Genomic DNA, 16040 nt, shown 5'->3' with positions numbered 1-16040 from the left:
GATGCATCTTCTGCTCCCTTGTGCTATCGATAACAGCCCGTCATCAATATAGCAATTGTTCAATCTCTCCTGGTTCTATATTCCACCCTCCTTTCCGCTGGCAGACATCCAAAAATTGGACGTCCTTGAAGCTCATAAGACGCTCTCCATAAAACTATCAAAGTAGTGTATTCAACTACACATTACCTAATTGAACGTTATAAATCAAGGCTTTTTCGCTTTAGTCTATTTTCTGATTAACACATGTTAAAAATGTTGTATAAGATGCGGTGGGGAACTGCCTGTGATAGCTCCATACCACATACCTTTCTCCTTGTGAGTACCGTAGGCGCGAAGGCTCGCAGACCTTTACGAGAATCTGTTATACTGCCATATGAGCTTTGCAAATACATCTATTTCTGCTATAACTGAACAATAACACCTTGTTATGGAGAAGGTTGGAAAAGATGCAAGAACGTTTAGCCCAATTGCAGGACATGCTCTGGACCCACATCCCTATTACCAGGCAGCTAGGCCTGAAGGTCGACAGCTATGATGGCCAACGCCTCTGCTTTACCGCGCCCCTGACCGCTAATGTCAATCACGCAGGCACCGTATTCGCCGGTAGTTTAAACGCCCTTCTCACTCTAACTGGTTGGGGCATGACCTGGCTGCTTATGCAAGAGCTGGAGCTAGTTGGAGAGATTGTCATTCAAGATAGTAGTTGTCGCTATCTCGCACCTGTGACGCAGGATTTCGTAACCATATGTGCTCGCCCACAGCAGCAGAGTATTGAACAGTTCGCGCGTATGCTTCGCAGGCGAGGCCGAGGACGCCTGGAACTCAAGGTTGATATTGTGGAAGGCACAACCACCGTTGTCTCCTTCACCGGTCGCTATGTGGTACACAACGATGGTGAGCAGCATAACTCCAACTCGCCCTACAATAGTAACCTGATCTTCTAATGGCCCCTTCGCCTGTTCTACACTGATTTCCTATAGTTTAAATTTGTCGGTTACAGGCGGTGGAGTTTTTAAAAGTGGTGGCATACGTAGCAAGGGGGAGGCTTTCTTGAGCCATGCGAGACGTTCCCGGGTCCACACTGTTTGCCTGGTTAGGAGATAATAGCTTGCGCAGTAGTCGAAGAGGAAAAGCAGGCCAGGGAGATTGATAAGCAGGAGCAGAACCAGGACAAGCTTAGGATGAGCGCCGAAGAAGACATTTGCCTGATTATGATCATATACCAAGGCCGCGATATCTCCCATGAGCATGCCAGCGAGGATGGCGACAGCCTCTCTCAATGATGGCCTGGCGTCTCGCGGAGTACGTGCGAGACACCAGTAACTGATACCAAGGGGCGTAACCACAAAGAGCAAGATGCAAGCAATTGTCAGCAGCACTAGAAATAGCTTTACGTCGCCAGGGATATGCATATGTCCGAACCCTTCCAGCCACCATCCACAAAACCTATATTTCTATCCATTATAAGCGTCGTAAGAAGCTGCACATGCTAATACAGCATTATTATGAATGCTATGCTGCTAGTGGCTCTCTGAAGTCCTGGCCTCGACGTTGGCTATGAGCGTATGAATATGCTCAAGCGAAAGCTCCGTCAGCGAGTTGAGTTGCAAGCTAGCCCCGGCAAAGTCGAAATGCTTGGTGAGCTCATTGGGGATGACCACGCAGAAGATGCCTGCGGCACGCGCGGCGCGCATGCCATTGAGCGAGTCTTCAAGGGCGATTGCCTCATGTGGTTGTACTCCCAATTGGGTCAGCGCTGATTGGTAGACATCGGGCTGGGGCTTGGCATGCTTCACCTCGTCACCACAGGCGATGGCATCAAAGTAGTGCAGGAGATTCCGCTCTTTGAGATGGCCTGTGACCCAGGCGCGTGTGGAGCTTGAAGCGACAGCGAGCAGGAGACCTCGCTCTTTTGCCTGGCGTATAAGTGCCTCGACCCCCGGAAGCACAGGTTGGTTGGCAATTAGCTCATGATGCCGCTTCATGCGTTGCATACGCAGGATCTCGCGATCAAAGCTCTTGCCGCTCTTCTCTTCCAGGTAATCATAGGGATTGAAGGGGCTGGTGCTGGGTCCGGTACCAACCAGGGGCAGCCAGTCCGTAAGTGCAAAGGTGACGTTATGCTCCTGATAAATCTCTTGCCAGGAAGTGAAATCTGGCATCTCAGTATCAATAACAAGACCATCAAAATCAAAAATAATTGCTTTTAGCATATGTCTCTTCCTAATATATATTTGACTTTATCTGATTCCCTCATCCATCATATAACACGGGGAGCGAGCAGACCAGGTTTACTCCAGCCACCGGGTCATAAAGTGCCGCTCATGCTCTTCAAAGCCCAGTCTGCGATAGAGGCGATGTGCCCCAATGTTCTCATGTTCCACCTCAAGATGAAGAGCATGCATGTCCATTTGCTTACAGGTCTCCTCTATAAACTTGATCGTTTGCTCGCCAATTTTCTTGCCTCGATACTGCCCACCAATAAATAGTTCGTCAATCAAAGCGTCACGCCCATGCATTTCGATGCTATAGCCAAACGTCAGAATTATATAGCCTGCGGGCTGCTGATCATAGTAGATAAGCCAGATGCGCCCATAGTCAGGCTTCTGAAGAAGCTGCTCAACAGCGGCGAGCTTGCTCTCATCTAGAGAGTAGTTAAAATGAGTATAGAACTGGTGCATAAACCCTGTCAGGATATCTAGAGTATCGAGGGTAACCAGTTGAAAAGTCACAGCTAGCATGCGAAAAACCTGCTTCTGCTAAGTATGTTTCAAACGAATATCGCCAGGATATATATGCTTCATCGTATCATATATCTTTGCATCCCCATCTGTAAAAAGGGTCAAGATCTATTTTATTCTATAAGATGAAGGTAGTAGAATTGGCTCAAAGCGCTTGTAACGGCAACGAAGTATGGTAATATATTTGAGGTTGAAACTGTGTTGGCTAGTTTGTATGGGTCAAGGTGGATGGAGACTGCGATAAACGAATTAACTTATAATGGGCGCGTGCGGCGCTTGCGCGAGCTGGCTGAGGCGGCGCTTGCCTACTATGATATCGGAAATGCGCGTTTAAGTTTGATCAATGCTGGTGTGGATATCCTCTTTCAGGTTGTTGCCCAAAGGCGCGTCTTTAATGAAGATAGCTTGAGCATGCATCTGGAGAAGGGGCGGTATATCCTCCGCTTCTATGGCCACGAGGAGGTGAGCACAGAGGCGATTCTCTCAGAGCTACGCTGGCTGCTTGCCTTGCGACGCGATACTGAGCTACTCGTGCCAGAGCCAGTCTTCATGCGCGATGGCTCGCTACTGATCCAGGTATGTGTTGCCGATATTCCTGAGACGCCACGCTGTGTCCTCTTTCGCTGGGTAGAGGGGCGCTTCGCCGAAACCTTGCTCAGCCCTGGTCGACTTGAGCGCGCGGGTATGTTTCTGGCGCGCCTGCACCAGCATGCGGAGAACTATATGCTGCCTGCTGACTTTGAGCGACCACGCTGGGACTGGCAGGCGTTAGTCAAGCCTGAGCTGACCGAGGTTGGTGGCAAGGCCAAACTCTCGGGACGCGATGCCGCGACCTTTGCCGTTCTCTTTGAGCAGACAGAGGACATGCTTAATCAATTGACAACAAATAAGACAGCCTATGGATTGATTCACAGCGATTTTCAGCCCACTAATTACCTCTTCTATAAAGACGAGGTACGCGCCATTGACTTCGAGAAATGTCAGTTCGGCTATTATCTCTATGATATGGCGATTGCACTCCTCTGCCTGCAAGGTCGCGAAAATGAGGCGGCCCTGCGCGATGCCTTCTTTAATGGCTATGCCCAGATTCGTGTCCTCCCTGATCATTACGAAGAACGCCTACGCCTCTTTACCGCTATCCATATGCTTGAGCCGCTCTTACGTGCGATGTGGCCGCGAGGCGTCCCAGCCCGCTCCGCGTTTGTGCGCGAGATCAAACAGGCCGCTGAGCAGCTGCGTGCATACCTGCATCTTTAACTCTAAGTGCGCCGTTGGCATGCAGCCACATTACGCCTTATAGAAACTGCTCGATGCGCCGACGTATTTCCTCAGGTGTAAGTTTGAGTGCTGCGCTGTATTGCTCTAATGTGCCGTAGCGATGTAAGAACTGGCGTGGAACACCAATAGCCTTAATGCGTGTAGGTATGTCTTCTAGCGCCGCGCTAATATCTGGTACAAGCGCTCCCTCATAGTATGGCTCGACCACGACTATCTCTCCCTTGCCAGCGTGAGCGCGCAGGGTCTCTTTATCGAAAGGAGCGACCGTTGTACAGTAGAGCAGCGTTACATCCAATCCCTCGACCGCTGAAAGCACGTACTCCAGCGAAGGGCCAACCGCGATCACCGTTGCCTGACTTCCCTGTTTGATAACCTTGAGCTTTCCAAACTCGATATCCAGATGTTCGTTGTGCTCAGCGACTGATGTGCGATAGTATGTGGGCGAACCATTAGCATACGCTGCTTGCAATAATTGATCTAATTCGTGAGCCGTGCCAGGAACCACGATCTGCATGCCTGGAAGTTGCATGAGCAGGGGAACATCTGCAGGCCCATGATGTGTCGAACCATCAGTGCTATAGTCGTAGGAGGCACCAATGCTGAGAAAGTTACCACCCAGTCCCTGGTAACAGAAGTCATCTTTAAGCTGTTCAAGTGGTCTTTCAACCAGGAAGGGGGTAATCGTGTGTGCGAAGGGAATAAAGCCTTCCAGGGCAAAGCCCGCGGCAACGCCGATCATGCTCTGCTCCATAATGCCAAGGTTTAGTGCGCGTTGGGGATAGCGCTGCAAGATAGGTGCGAATTGCGTGGCGCTTACCGCAGCCAGGATCAGGGCCGTACGCTCGTCTCGCTCGAATAATTCGGCTATTGTGGCGACCATCTGGTCGCGCATACTTAATTTCTGTGTTGTTGCCATTCTTCTTTATCCATTTCGCTCTAGCGCTTGTTTCTTCTGCTTCTCAGATAGTACGTATTTGTATTTGCTGCATTCGCTCACCGGGCGATATCAGCAATGATTACATGCGGTTGCGTGGTAGCGGTCATGCTTAATGCCTGGTAAAGTTGCTCGTGATTACGCCCATCAACATTGGTAGTTTGCCAGTGGAAGGCGCTAAATTTTGTTTCCAGGTCGCTAAAGTTGTAGAGGCTGGAGTGGTTGTTTACCAGGATGCAGGTCAGATTTGCCAGGTTAAGCTGCCCAGCCAGCATTACCGCTTCCCATATACTGCCTTCATTACACTCTCCATCGCCGATGAGTACGAAAACGCGTTGCTCACCTTTCTTCGCGCGTAGCGCCAGGGCCACTCCTACCGCCATAGGTAACCCATGCCCCAATGAGCCAGTAGAGATCTCTACCCCCGGTACTTGCTGGCGGTCAGGATGTCCCCCTAAAATCCCCTCCCACGTCCCAAAGCGTTCCAGTTCCGTGGTAGAGAAGAAGCCCTTCGCAGCTAGAATGGCGTATAGAGCTAGTGGTCCATGCCCCTTGCTGAGTAAGAAGCGATCGCGTTCCTTTGCCTCTGGATTGTCAGGGACATAACGTAAAACACGGTCATATAACACCCAGAGTATATTGAGTGTAGAGTGGGCGCTGACATCGTGTTTCTCATCACCCACGGCCATACGCATGAGTTGCTTTACCTCATCCAATGTGGTTGACGTTGTCGTATCCATAGCATTTATCCTCGCTTTCATGTGCTTGAAGTGTAGCGCACATAGACCGGTTGCATCTATGGTCTGAAGGGCAGATTATTCCTGTCCCATCGGACAGTTTAAGCGTTTGCTCCGTAACAGATAGGAAACAAAGTACCCTATTGTTAGGATATTTGTGTTTAAATGCGTGTAAATGTATACTAAGAACAGTATGGTAAATAGGAGTGCTTTAAACATTTCTATACACCTCATTGTAAGATGTATGGATGCTATAGGCGGAAAGCAGCCATACATGCGTGTTTATGGGCAAGGGAGCGTCGCTATAGGGCGGAAAGCGACGAAAAAGGAGTTTCCGAAATGAGCAGAGATTCTCACCAGAGAGAACGCGAGGATACGTATGCGCTCGATCCTGAGGATACAGCGGAGATGCTTCGCCTGATGAACCAGGATCGACTTGTTACTCAGGGAATGGGGGGACTATTTCCTGAACTCGATAATCAGCTCCCTAAAGGCTACGAGCGTATTATCGATATTGGCTGTGGACCAGGAAACTGGGTCTTGAATGTGGCATACGAATATCCTGAGGTTGAAGTAGTTGGACTGGATGTCAGTAAACGTATGATCAAGTACGCTCACACTCAGGCACAGACTGAGGGCAGAGAGAACGCTATTTTTATGGAAGGTAACGTGCTAAAGCAGCTACCCTTTCCCGATAACTCGTTTGACCTGGTCAATGCGCGCTTTATGGTTGGCGTGATTATGCGTGATGTATGGCCGCAGGTTATGGAAGAGCTCTATCGTATTGTACGGCCTGGTGGCATTATTCGCCTGACCGAGCCAGATGATATGGGAACGTCTAATAGCCTGGCCCTGGAAGAGTTGATGTGCTTCGCAGCCATGGCGCTTCATCAACTGGGCTATGGTTTCTCGCCGCATGGCCGCTCCTTTGGCATTACACCTCTGCTGGGCAAGTTTTTGCATGATGCAGGATGTGAGCAAATTCAACATCGTCCACACGCCTTTGACTTCTCATATGGCACCACATTTAACCAGAGCCAGTATGAGAACTGGCGTAGCGGCTTTATGAGTTTATTGCCCCTATTTAAAAAGTGTAATCTGACGACGGATGAAGAGTTCCAGGTTCTTTATGAGCGCATGCAACAGGAGATGCTTTCAGAGAACTTTCGTGCCCTCTGGTATATGTTGACCGCCTGGGGCATAAAACCCTTCAAACTCGAAGAGGCTGCCTTCCAGGTTGCGGAAGAAGCAATCAAGCATAAGGAATCACAGCCCCTCGTCGAAGCGATAGCCGAAATTTAGTGAAATAAAGACGAATTTACAAGAAGACATACCAAAGAGGGTGTGTAGAGGTAATGTGTGGGCTATGGCTCACACATTACCTCTACACACCCTCTTTTTAAGCGTCACAAACGCGAAAAGTTCTTCTGAAAGTCAAACTCTCCGATATTTTTATTTTGTATCACTTAAAGCCTTGACAAGTATTCAGAAGTAATGGTAATTACTTTATAGTAATGTAAAGTAATTCATAGTGATAGGGAGTTAGCAAAAAGCGAGGTTTGTTATGGATCCTTTACTCACTTCAGATGAGCTAGCCGCCATTCTCAAGGTCGATGTCGTTACCATTCGCCGCCTAGTCAATCGCCAGGAGATCACGGCCTACCGCGTAGGCAATGAGTTTCGCTTTACCGAGACCGAACTGGAGCAATACTTGCAGCGCCAGCGCCTCCCAGCCAAAGGTGAGCGCTCCGAGCCTAATGGTTTTCAAGGCTTTATGCGTAGATTAATGGGTAAGCCGACAGGCGGACATGATCGCTTTGAGCGCTTCACCAGGCGCGCTCGTAATGTTTTAGCCCTGGCCCAAAAGGAGGCGGTCGGTCTCAATCATAACTATATTGGCACTGAACATCTATTGCTTGGTTTGATAAAAGAAGATGGAGGTATCGCAGGGCGTGTATTACATGAACAAGGCGTAAGTCTGGAGCAGGTACACGAGCGAATCACCTCTATTATTGGCAAGGGGGATAAACCATCCGCTGGCGAAGGAACTTTGACACCACGTTCAAGAAAAGTTATCGAATACGCGGTCGATGAGGCCAAGCGTCTTGGACATCCCTTTGTTGGCACTGAGCATATCCTCTTAGGCCTTATTCGTGAAGGTGAAGGTATCGCTGCCCACGTGCTCCGAGATGTCTTGCGTACTGAGCGGCTAGATAGCGTGCGTGAAGCGGTGTTACGCATACTCGACCAGGAGGGCGTGACCGCCGAAAATATTCCTCCTATTCCCGAAGAAGCCAATTCGCTTCTCAGTGAGCAGGAGGAGGCCCTGACCTGCTCCGTTTGCAGCGCTCGTTGCCCCACCTACTTCCACTACTGCTTCAACTGTGGCGTCCCTTTCGAATCCTAAATCATGTAGGGTCAGAGCTTGCTCTGACCCTACAGAAAAATTGTATCACTCACACAAGGCAGGGATGTAAAAACGATGGCGGAAGATTCCACTCAATCAGGCGAGCTTAGCCCCGAAAAGCGCGAGAGTCTATGGCGTAATTCAGCCTTTAACATTTTCTGGTTTGGACAGATATGCTCCACTTTTGGTGATGCCTTTGCCAGTATCGCGCTTCCGCTTCTCGTGCTGGAGGCGACCGGTTCAGTAGCGCAAATGGGGCTGGTAACGGCCATTTTCAGTGCAGGTGTTGTGCTGACAGGTATTTTCGCGGGCGTGATTGTCGATCGTTCTGAGCAACGCAGATTACTCCTGGCTTGTGATATATTACGCATGCTCTGCTATCTGCTTATCCCTTTTACCTGGTGGCTGGTGGGGCCGCGTCTGGTGATACTCTATCTCGTTACAGCACTGGTTTCTTGTCTGGGAATGCTTTTCCGAGTTGGATATATGGCCCTTGTCCCCAGGCTGGTTGGCTCTGCCTATATCGCAGAGGCCAATGGTCGTCTAGAGGCTAGTTATGCCTTTATGTCCATTGTTGGTACCTTCCTGGCGGGCCTTGTCGTGAGTAAGTTTGGTGCTCCAGGTGCTATCGTAATCGATGCATTGACCTTTGGTCTCTCGGCTCTCTCCCTCTTTTTCGTACGGTTACGAGCGGCCAGGCCTATTCAGCAAGAAGAGATTGAGCCTTCCCTCTGGTTACGTTTCCTGGCGGGGTGGCGCTTTCTCTGGCAACAACCAGCCCTGCGTTCGATTACTATCTTGTTGACGCTTCTCTCAACTCTGATGGCGGCGGTCACAGATATCTTTATTTTTCATATAAAACATGATCTGGGGCAGAATGATACAACTGTAGGTCTCGTCTTTGCCCTGGCGACCATTGGTGCTATCCTCGCGGGTTTGACAATGCCATTTCTACGCAAGCGCCTGGGTTTTGCCACCTGCTGGATTGGTGGCAATATCTTGAATAGTCTCTCTCTTCTCTTGATGGGACTGGCAATTAACCTTTCCTGGCTTGTACTTATTGGGATATGTTTTATGTTTACCAGTACCCTGGCTAGTATTTGTTCTGTCTCTTTGCGCCAGGAGATTACGCCTGGACCCCTCCTGGGGCGTGTGACCTCTGCTTTCTGGACTATTCACTATGCCCTGGCTCCTTTAGGTGCTATCTCAACAACCTGGATCTCTGAGTGTGTTGGAGTGCCACTAGCTGGAGTCATTCTGGGGAGCCTCTGCCTGCTTATAAGCCTGAGTGCTCTTTTGACGCCCCTTAGGCGCTATTAATGCGCAAATTCAATGCGGCAGGCCAGGCTAAAGTACCCACCCTTGATCTGGTAGCCCAGTTTGCGGTTGATAGACAGCATGGCGGCATTCTCGGCATCGTTGCGTGTGAGGATATAGTCGGCGCGGCGCCGACGGGCGTAGCGGATGGCAAGGAGCTTGAGCGCGAGCGCGATGCCTCGGCCTCGGTAGGCTCGCTCAACGCCTGTAAATGTATTGTGCATCGAGTTACAGTTTATGTAATGGCCCACAGTAGCCGTGCCCACCCATCGTTCGCCATCAGCGGCGATGAACTGGCCCTCCGGGCGAAACCAGGGCGCGAGAAAGAGCATACGCTGAAAGTCATGAAATGAGGAGATAGAGACGCGTTTCTTGTGAGCCGAGTTTGAGCCAGTCTCGTAAATACGCCGATGTAAGTCGTATAGCCATCTTTGGTGCTCATTTGTCGCCTCTATATCAGCCAGGGTAAAGAATTGGATGCCAGAGGCTTGCAGGCGCTCGGGGAAATCATGGAAGCGCGCATCGTCGAAGTCAGAGAGATAGAGCCAGGATTCCAGGGTATAGCTGGTCAGGGTAAAGCCACGGTGGAGCGCGAACTCCAGGCCGGGAGCGGAGTTATCGCGCACCTGGGTGATAAGTAGATTGGCCTCTTGTGTGTCCAGAAATGCGAGCGCATGGTCATACAAGGCGCTACCGATCCCGCGCCGTCGCCATGCAGGATCGACGACAATAGAGATCCAGAATTGACCTCTATGCACCCATGGATTATGCAGAATTTGCGAAAATCCCAGTACGCTATTTTGTGTACTGATCGCAAGTGTGGTATGTTGAACTTGAGCGGGGGGAGCACTTTGCTGGCGTGCGAGGAGCATGTCTGGACTGACTGGCTCAAACTCCGTTGTACTCAGCAGGTCAGCAAGGCGAGGATAGTCCTGGTCTGGATTGAGGGTGCGTAATCGAATGTCCATAAAATGGCCTTTCTTCTGCTACAAAGGAAGCAACAACTATCCCACCTCTTTTCTATTGTACTCTGAACCTGAGTGATCTCTAATAGTGTAAACGCTAGAATATGCACATTCTTGCTTGGAAAGGCTTCTGAATGTTGGAAGAGTTATCAGCGCAAGAGCTTAATGCCGCTATGGAAGCCAACTCGGTTGGATATCTGACCTACTTTGCTGCGCGTACCCCTGGCATGCGACTAGTGGATGAAGGCGATCTCCTGCTCGTGGACTCTGGCGTGGCCTCGGATACCTTTAACTATATCTGTCGCGCTCAATTAGATGCCAATCAGGTTCAGGCGCGTACGCAGGAAGCTATCTCCTACTTCACCGCACGCGGCTTGCCTGTTGCCTGGTGGGTTGGACCAGCCAGCCAGCCAGGAAACCTGGGCGCTTACCTGGAACAGGCTGGACTGGATTCTGTGGAGGTGGATGAGGGGATGGTAGCCGACCTGCGTGCTCTGCCACGCGTTGTGGCGGTTCCAGAGGACCTCTCTATCCAACGTGTGAGTTCATCCCAGCAATTAGAACAGTTTGCCCAGGCCGTCTCACGGATCTTTGAATCACCCGATACCAATGTCCACCTCTTCTACAAGCGTGTTGAAGCGGTAGCCTTAAGCCAGGATGGTCCCCTGCGCCTCTTTCTTGGTTACTGGCGCGGCGAGCCAGTGGCGACGAGTGCCGTCTTCCTGAATGCCGGGGTCGCGGGCATCTACTCCGTAGCCACCGCTCCTCACGCGCGTAAACGTGGTATTGGTACAGCGCTCACACTGGCCGCGCTCCAGGACGCGCGAGCTGTGGGCTATACTATCGGTGTCTTACAGGCCTCGGGCGAGGGCCAGCGTATCTACCAGCGTCTTGGTTTTCGCACGACCTGTCTCTTCAAAGTCTATCAGTAAACTACCTATCCGAAACCCTGAGCGCACTTGTCCCCGAATGGGGGAAGCGCTCGTCACGAGAGTGACGCCTGCCCCTGAATGGGGGTAGGGTTTCGGAATAAGAGCTAAGAGGTTATCTTATGCAAAATCTCTCTTCATTATTTGCGCTCAATGGACAGACCGCTATTGTCACGGGTGGTAGTGGTGTGCTAGGAAGTGCGCTGGCCCAGGGGCTAGCAGGAGCAGGCGCACGCGTCGTCGTCATAGGTCGGCGCTTGGGGGCCTGTGAGAATGTTGTGCGTACTATCCAGGCCAATGGCGGTGAGGCCCTTGCTCTTGCCTGTGATGTGACCAGCAAATCAGACCTGGAACGCGCTCTCGAACAGATACAGCCGCACTTTGGCGGCATCGATATCCTTGTCAATGGTGCGGGAGGCAACCAGCCAGCTGCGACCGTCTCACCCGAGCGGTCCTTTTTTGAACTGGATGAGCAGGCTGTCAATACCGTTTTCGGCCTCAACTTTCAGGGGACCCTGCTTCCATGCCAGGTCTTTGGGCGCCTTATGGCCAGCCAGGGCCACGGAAGCATAATCAATATATCTTCTATGGCCTCGCTACGCCCCCTGACACGCATCGTTTCCTACGGCGCGGCCAAGGCAGCAATCAATAACTTTACGCAGTGGCTGGCTGTGCATATGGCCCAGGAGTACGATGCACGTATCCGTGTGAATGCTATCGCTCCCGGTTTCTTTCTTACTGAGCAGAATCGTTTTCTGCTGACAGATAAGCAGGGTGCGCCTACCGCGCGTGGCCAAGCCATCCTCTCGCATACCCCCGCGGGACGCTACGGTCAACCCGAAGATCTCGTAGGTACGCTACTCTGGCTCGTCAGCCCTGCTGCTGCTTTCATCACTGGCATTGTAGTTCCCATTGATGGTGGCTTCGCAGCCTTCAGCGGTGTCTAATCTAAAAACATATCAATCCCTATGGTACGCGCTCCCTCTGACTGGTCAGAGGGAGCGCGTACCATAGGGATTGGTGGGTGTTGGTGCTACAGATGTGCTACTGTTCTAGGCGGATGCTCTCAAGTGTGGGCAGGAATGTGGATAGCCAGGAGATGTGTTCGGGGAGTGCGACCTCTGGCTCGGGGATCTCAGGATGCCACATCTTCTCCCACTCTACCGAGATCCAACCATCATAGCCCAGAAGCTTGAGTTGTGTCAGTTGATCAGCCACGGGCACCTCGCCATCGCCCAACAGCCTCAATTCCCAGCCATTGTCTGTTGTGCGTACCGCATCCTTGACATGGTAATGGGCGATCCGTGAGCCCAACTCGTGAATCACCTCTTCCGATGTCTCACCGAAGCGGTAGGTATGCATGCTATCCCAGAGGGCCGCGATATTGGGTGATGGCACTTTGTTAAGAACTCTGGCGACGCGATAGGCTGATGAAAAGGCGTCATGCGTCTCCAATGCTATCGTAACGCCTGCCTGTTCGGCCTCCGCAGCTACAGCCTTTAGCTCTTCAGCAATCAAGATATTTACCTCTTCTTCAGAGGGTTCGGCTGCGCTGCCAGCCTTGTTTTGCCCACCAAAGACGCGGAGCAAGGGTATATGTAGCTCTCCTGCCAGTCCGATCCAGGCGCGCATTCCCTCGACCTGGGCTTGTCTCTCCTCCTCAGTAGGTTGATTGAGCGTACACGATGTGTCGATAGCACATACTTCCAGCCCAGTATCACGTATCTGCTTGACCGTTTCACCAATTTTTACACGGTCACGCTCAAGTTCTAACACAGTATTGTCCAGCACGCGCAACTCCAGGCCATGATAACCAAGCTGCTGAGCAGTCGCGATAATCTGCTCCAGGCTCCAGTTGGGACAGGAGAGCGTACTAAAGGCAATCTTCATATTACACACCTCTTTCTTCAGCGTCGTCGATATTTTGCTACTTCATTATACGCGCATCTAAGGCTGCTTGTGTTTCAAGCCAGGGGAATAAACGGTGCATTAACTCGTTTCTATGTATTGCCTATCGAAGACCTGAGCGCGGTAGCGCTAGTCACGGTAGTGATGTTGGCTTTCGTGTAAGAAGATAGTGGGCTTGGGCTACTATGGCGTGTGTAGACTTATTATGACGCTTGTTTGCTTGCGCTCACAGCGCTTGCCTATTAATCCAAAAAGGAGATTTCATCATGAGTAATAAAAATATGCAGATTTTATTCGCGAGCCGGCCCAAAGGGTGGGTACAGGAGAGCGACTTTAAAATTGTTGAGAGCGAGATTCCCCAGCCCAAAGAAGGCCAGGTCCTGGTCAAAAATATTTATCTCTCGCTTGACCCCTACATGCGTGGTCGTATGAGTGCTGGCAAATCCTATGCCGCCCCCATGGAGATTGGTGATGTGATGGTTGGTGGTACAGTCGGCGTGGTCGTTGAGTCTAAGAATGAGCAATTTAAGCCGGGTGATGTTGTACTTGGCTATTTTGGTTGGCAGCAATACGGTCTCTCAAACGGGAAGGGCCTGCTGAAGGTACCTGCGGGCAAAATCCCCCTCTCCTCCTTCCTGGGTGTGTTGGGCATGCCTGGCATCACCGCCTGGGTTGGCCTGAACATGATTGGCGAACCCAAACCTGGCGAGACGGTCGTCGTTTCAGCTGCCTCGGGCGCGGTTGGTAGCGTCGTTGGCCAGCTCGCCAAAGCGAAGGGTTGCCGTGCTGTGGGTATCGCGGGTGGCAAGGCCAAATGTGATTATGTTGTCAATGAGCTTGGCTTTGATGCCTGCGTCGATTATAAAGCCGGAAACCTGGACCAGGATCTCAAGCAAGCTGCTCCCAATGGCATCGACATCGACTTTGAGAACGTCGGCGGCGAAATTCTCGATACAGTGTTGACGCAACTCAACGCGCACGCGCGCATCCCGCTCTGCGGTTTTGTATCGCAATATAACGTGACTGAGCCGTATCAGTTGCGCAACTTCGGAGCCTTCCTCGCCAGCCGTGTCAAGCTTCAGGGCTTTATTGTTGGAGAACATATGAACTTATGGCCGCAGGCGCAGCAGGAGCTAACGCAACTCTATACCTCGGGCAAACTCAAGTATCGCGAAAGCGTCGCCGAAGGCCTGGAGAATGCTCCCAAAGCCTTTATTGGTATGCTCAAAGGCGAAAACTTCGGCAAGCAGCTCGTAAAAATCGCTGATCGCTAACCCCACAACTAAACGCTAACTCCATAACTAATCGTAGGGTCCATGCTTGCATGGACTTACGCCCCCCAGCCTAGTAGCCTGCTACTTGCGTACGCGGCTACTGGGCTGGGGACATTACCCATATGGGTGGGTCTATTTGTACAGCTTGACAGTGCCGGGTGGCTGTGGGATAATGCACTTCGCTCCAACATATGGTAAACAGCGACAATCACTGGTTTGATCGGTGCTCCTGTCCGATTTACCCGGCGTCTGCGCCTCACTTTTGAAGTGCAGTGAACAGATGCTCAGGTGCCACGCTAAGGTGGCTCGCCACGGGTGCTTTTCCTCCCGCTGCATGACACGTTCTCTCTCAAGAAGAGTGGACGTGGTTTTGTGCTGTTTTTGACAGCATGTAGAGGGGATGATCGACTAGCTTTTGCGCGACTGAAAACGAGTTTTCAGCGGTCGCAAAAAGAGGTCAGAAAAGTACTTGACAAAGCGCAAAGACTATGCGATACTGACACAGTCAACGGCGAGCACGAACATCGCGAGCGCCGGAGCGACACACACGAGGCAAGCCCACGGGCCTGCCGGGTTGCGGTTCATCAACAAAAAGAAGAACGAACCAGAGCACCCTGAACAACTGAAGAGTGGAATGCAGAAGTACAACGGAACTTCGTTGATTGAGCATCTCTCAATCGCGAAGAACACCGTTCCTGTCAATTCTGCGAACAAAGCAATGAAGTAACGACAACGTGCTTCTAGCCTGGACGCAAACTTACAAAAGATCATTGCAGATGCCTGCTGGTGTCTGTGAGATACATTCATCACTTGAATGGCGAGTTTGATCCTGGCTCAGGATAAACGCTGGCGGCGTGCCTAACACATGCAAGTCGAACGCTCTCTCGCAAGAGAGGGAGTGGCGGACGGGTGAGTAACACATGGGTACCTGCCCCGAGGTGAGGAATACCGGCGAGAAATCGCCGACAATACCGCATATGCTTCTCGCAAGAGAAACAAAGCTCGCAAGGGCGCCTTGGGATGGGCCTGTGGCCGATTAGCTTGTTGGTGAGGTAAGAGCTCACCAAGGCCACGATCGGTAGCTGGTCTGAGAGGATGGTCAGCCACACTGGGATTGAGAACGGCCCAGACTCCTACGGGGGGCAGCAGTGAGGAATTTTCGTCAATGGGGGCAACCCTGAACGAGCAACGCCGCGTGCAGGAGGACGCTTTTCGGAGTGTAAACTGCTTTTCTGAGGGACGAGTAAGGACGGTACCTCAGGAATAAGCCCCGGCTAACTACGTGCCAGCAGCCGCGGTAATACGTAGGGGGCGAGCGTTGTCCGGAGTTACTGGGCGTAAAGCGCACGCAGGCGGTTTCGTACGTCTGGAGTGACAGTTCCCGGCTCAACTGGGAAAGGTCTTCGGAAACGGCGAGACTTGAGGGCTTCAGAGGGACACGGAATTCCGGGTGGAGTGGTGAAATGCGTAGAGATCCGGAGGAACACCAATGGCGAAGGCAGTGTCCTGGGAAGCATCTGACGCTCAGGTGCGAAAGCTAGGGGAGCGAA

At 51.5% G+C, this 16040-nt stretch carries 16 protein-coding genes and 1 rRNA gene (1 of these 17 only partly in view); 10 read left to right on the top strand and 7 right to left on the bottom strand.

What is annotated here, in order from left to right:
- Nucleotides 1–446 precede the first annotated feature (446 nt).
- Nucleotides 447–944, top strand: a complete 498-nt coding sequence (locus tag JMJ16_RS40915) for a YiiD C-terminal domain-containing protein (RefSeq protein ID WP_201390917.1) — start codon at nucleotides 447–449, stop codon at nucleotides 942–944.
- A 30-nt stretch (nucleotides 945–974) separates the two neighbouring features.
- Here the strand turns inward: JMJ16_RS40915 and JMJ16_RS40910 are convergent, their stop codons facing one another.
- From JMJ16_RS40910 to JMJ16_RS40900, 3 genes are all read right to left on the bottom strand, one after another.
- Nucleotides 975–1412 carry a hypothetical protein gene (locus JMJ16_RS40910; protein ID WP_201390915.1) on the bottom strand — a complete coding sequence of 146 codons (438 nt, stop codon included), beginning with the start codon at nucleotides 1410–1412 and terminating at the stop codon, nucleotides 975–977.
- Nucleotides 1413–1520: 108 nt separating this feature from the next.
- Nucleotides 1521–2213: an HAD family phosphatase gene (locus JMJ16_RS40905; RefSeq protein WP_201390913.1), complete on the bottom strand. Its 693-nt coding sequence runs from the start codon at nucleotides 2211–2213 to the stop codon at nucleotides 1521–1523.
- Nucleotides 2214–2291: 78 nt separating this feature from the next.
- On the bottom strand, nucleotides 2292–2741 hold the full coding sequence (locus JMJ16_RS40900; RefSeq protein ID WP_201390911.1) for an N-acetyltransferase: 450 nt from the start codon (nucleotides 2739–2741) through the stop codon (nucleotides 2292–2294).
- Nucleotides 2742–2969: 228 nt separating this feature from the next.
- Here JMJ16_RS40900 and JMJ16_RS40895 point away from each other — a divergent pair, with 228 nt between their 5' ends.
- Nucleotides 2970–3998 carry a phosphotransferase enzyme family protein gene (locus JMJ16_RS40895; RefSeq protein WP_201390909.1) on the top strand — a complete coding sequence of 343 codons (1029 nt, stop codon included), beginning with the start codon at nucleotides 2970–2972 and terminating at the stop codon, nucleotides 3996–3998.
- Nucleotides 3999–4035: 37 nt separating this feature from the next.
- Here JMJ16_RS40895 and JMJ16_RS40890 read toward each other — a convergent pair whose 3' ends face one another.
- Both JMJ16_RS40890 and JMJ16_RS40885 read right to left on the bottom strand, forming a co-directional pair.
- Nucleotides 4036–4935, bottom strand: a complete 900-nt coding sequence (locus JMJ16_RS40890) for a transketolase family protein (RefSeq protein ID WP_201390907.1) — start codon at nucleotides 4933–4935, stop codon at nucleotides 4036–4038.
- Nucleotides 4936–5012: 77 nt separating this feature from the next.
- Nucleotides 5013–5693, bottom strand: coding sequence for a thiamine pyrophosphate-dependent enzyme (locus tag JMJ16_RS40885; RefSeq protein WP_201390905.1), 681 nt, complete (start codon nucleotides 5691–5693; stop codon nucleotides 5013–5015).
- Nucleotides 5694–6029: 336 nt separating this feature from the next.
- Here JMJ16_RS40885 and JMJ16_RS40880 point away from each other — a divergent pair, with 336 nt between their 5' ends.
- The 3 genes from JMJ16_RS40880 to JMJ16_RS40870 all read left to right on the top strand — a co-directional run bounded on the left by JMJ16_RS40880 (nucleotide 6030) and on the right by JMJ16_RS40870 (nucleotide 9417).
- On the top strand, nucleotides 6030–6992 hold the full coding sequence (locus JMJ16_RS40880) for a class I SAM-dependent methyltransferase (RefSeq protein ID WP_201390903.1): 963 nt from the start codon (nucleotides 6030–6032) through the stop codon (nucleotides 6990–6992).
- A 262-nt stretch (nucleotides 6993–7254) separates the two neighbouring features.
- A complete protein-coding gene (locus tag JMJ16_RS40875) occupies nucleotides 7255–8097 on the top strand; it encodes a helix-turn-helix domain-containing protein (protein ID WP_201390901.1) in 843 nt (280 codons plus the stop codon).
- A gap of 75 nt (nucleotides 8098–8172) precedes the next feature.
- Nucleotides 8173–9417 carry an MFS transporter gene (locus JMJ16_RS40870; RefSeq protein WP_201390899.1) on the top strand — a complete coding sequence of 415 codons (1245 nt, stop codon included), beginning with the start codon at nucleotides 8173–8175 and terminating at the stop codon, nucleotides 9415–9417.
- Here JMJ16_RS40870 and JMJ16_RS40865 read toward each other — a convergent pair.
- The gene (locus tag JMJ16_RS40865; protein WP_201390897.1) at nucleotides 9414–10382 is read right to left on the bottom strand and encodes a GNAT family N-acetyltransferase; all 969 of its coding nucleotides are present in this window, start codon (nucleotides 10380–10382) and stop codon (nucleotides 9414–9416) included. The two genes, JMJ16_RS40870 and JMJ16_RS40865, sit on opposite strands and share 4 nt — an antisense overlap.
- Before the next feature lie 131 nt (nucleotides 10383–10513).
- Here JMJ16_RS40865 and JMJ16_RS40860 point away from each other — a divergent pair, with 131 nt between their 5' ends.
- Nucleotides 10514–11311 (top strand): GNAT family N-acetyltransferase, encoded by a 798-nt coding sequence (locus JMJ16_RS40860; RefSeq protein ID WP_201390895.1) that lies wholly within the window; start codon nucleotides 10514–10516, stop codon nucleotides 11309–11311.
- A gap of 119 nt (nucleotides 11312–11430) precedes the next feature.
- The gene (locus tag JMJ16_RS40855) at nucleotides 11431–12255 is read left to right on the top strand and encodes an SDR family oxidoreductase (protein ID WP_201390893.1); all 825 of its coding nucleotides are present in this window, start codon (nucleotides 11431–11433) and stop codon (nucleotides 12253–12255) included.
- Between the two features lie 97 nt (nucleotides 12256–12352).
- Here the strand turns inward: JMJ16_RS40855 and JMJ16_RS40850 are convergent, their stop codons facing one another.
- The gene (locus JMJ16_RS40850; protein WP_201390891.1) at nucleotides 12353–13198 is read right to left on the bottom strand and encodes a sugar phosphate isomerase/epimerase; all 846 of its coding nucleotides are present in this window, start codon (nucleotides 13196–13198) and stop codon (nucleotides 12353–12355) included.
- A gap of 284 nt (nucleotides 13199–13482) precedes the next feature.
- On the opposite strand from JMJ16_RS40850, the gene JMJ16_RS40845 reads away from it, so the two are divergent.
- From JMJ16_RS40845 to JMJ16_RS40835, 3 genes are all read left to right on the top strand, one after another.
- Complete coding sequence (locus JMJ16_RS40845; RefSeq protein WP_201390889.1) at nucleotides 13483–14490, top strand: NADP-dependent oxidoreductase; 1008 nt, start codon at nucleotides 13483–13485, stop codon at nucleotides 14488–14490.
- Between the two features lie 469 nt (nucleotides 14491–14959).
- The gene (locus JMJ16_RS40840) at nucleotides 14960–15217 is read left to right on the top strand and encodes a hypothetical protein (protein WP_201390887.1); all 258 of its coding nucleotides are present in this window, start codon (nucleotides 14960–14962) and stop codon (nucleotides 15215–15217) included.
- An 84-nt stretch (nucleotides 15218–15301) separates the two neighbouring features.
- Nucleotides 15302–16040: ribosomal RNA gene (locus JMJ16_RS40835) — 16S ribosomal RNA — on the top strand (it continues 743 nt past the right edge of the window).

This window comes from Ktedonobacter sp. SOSP1-52 (assembly GCF_016587395.1).
This window is presented reverse-complemented; position numbering and strand designations above follow the sequence as displayed.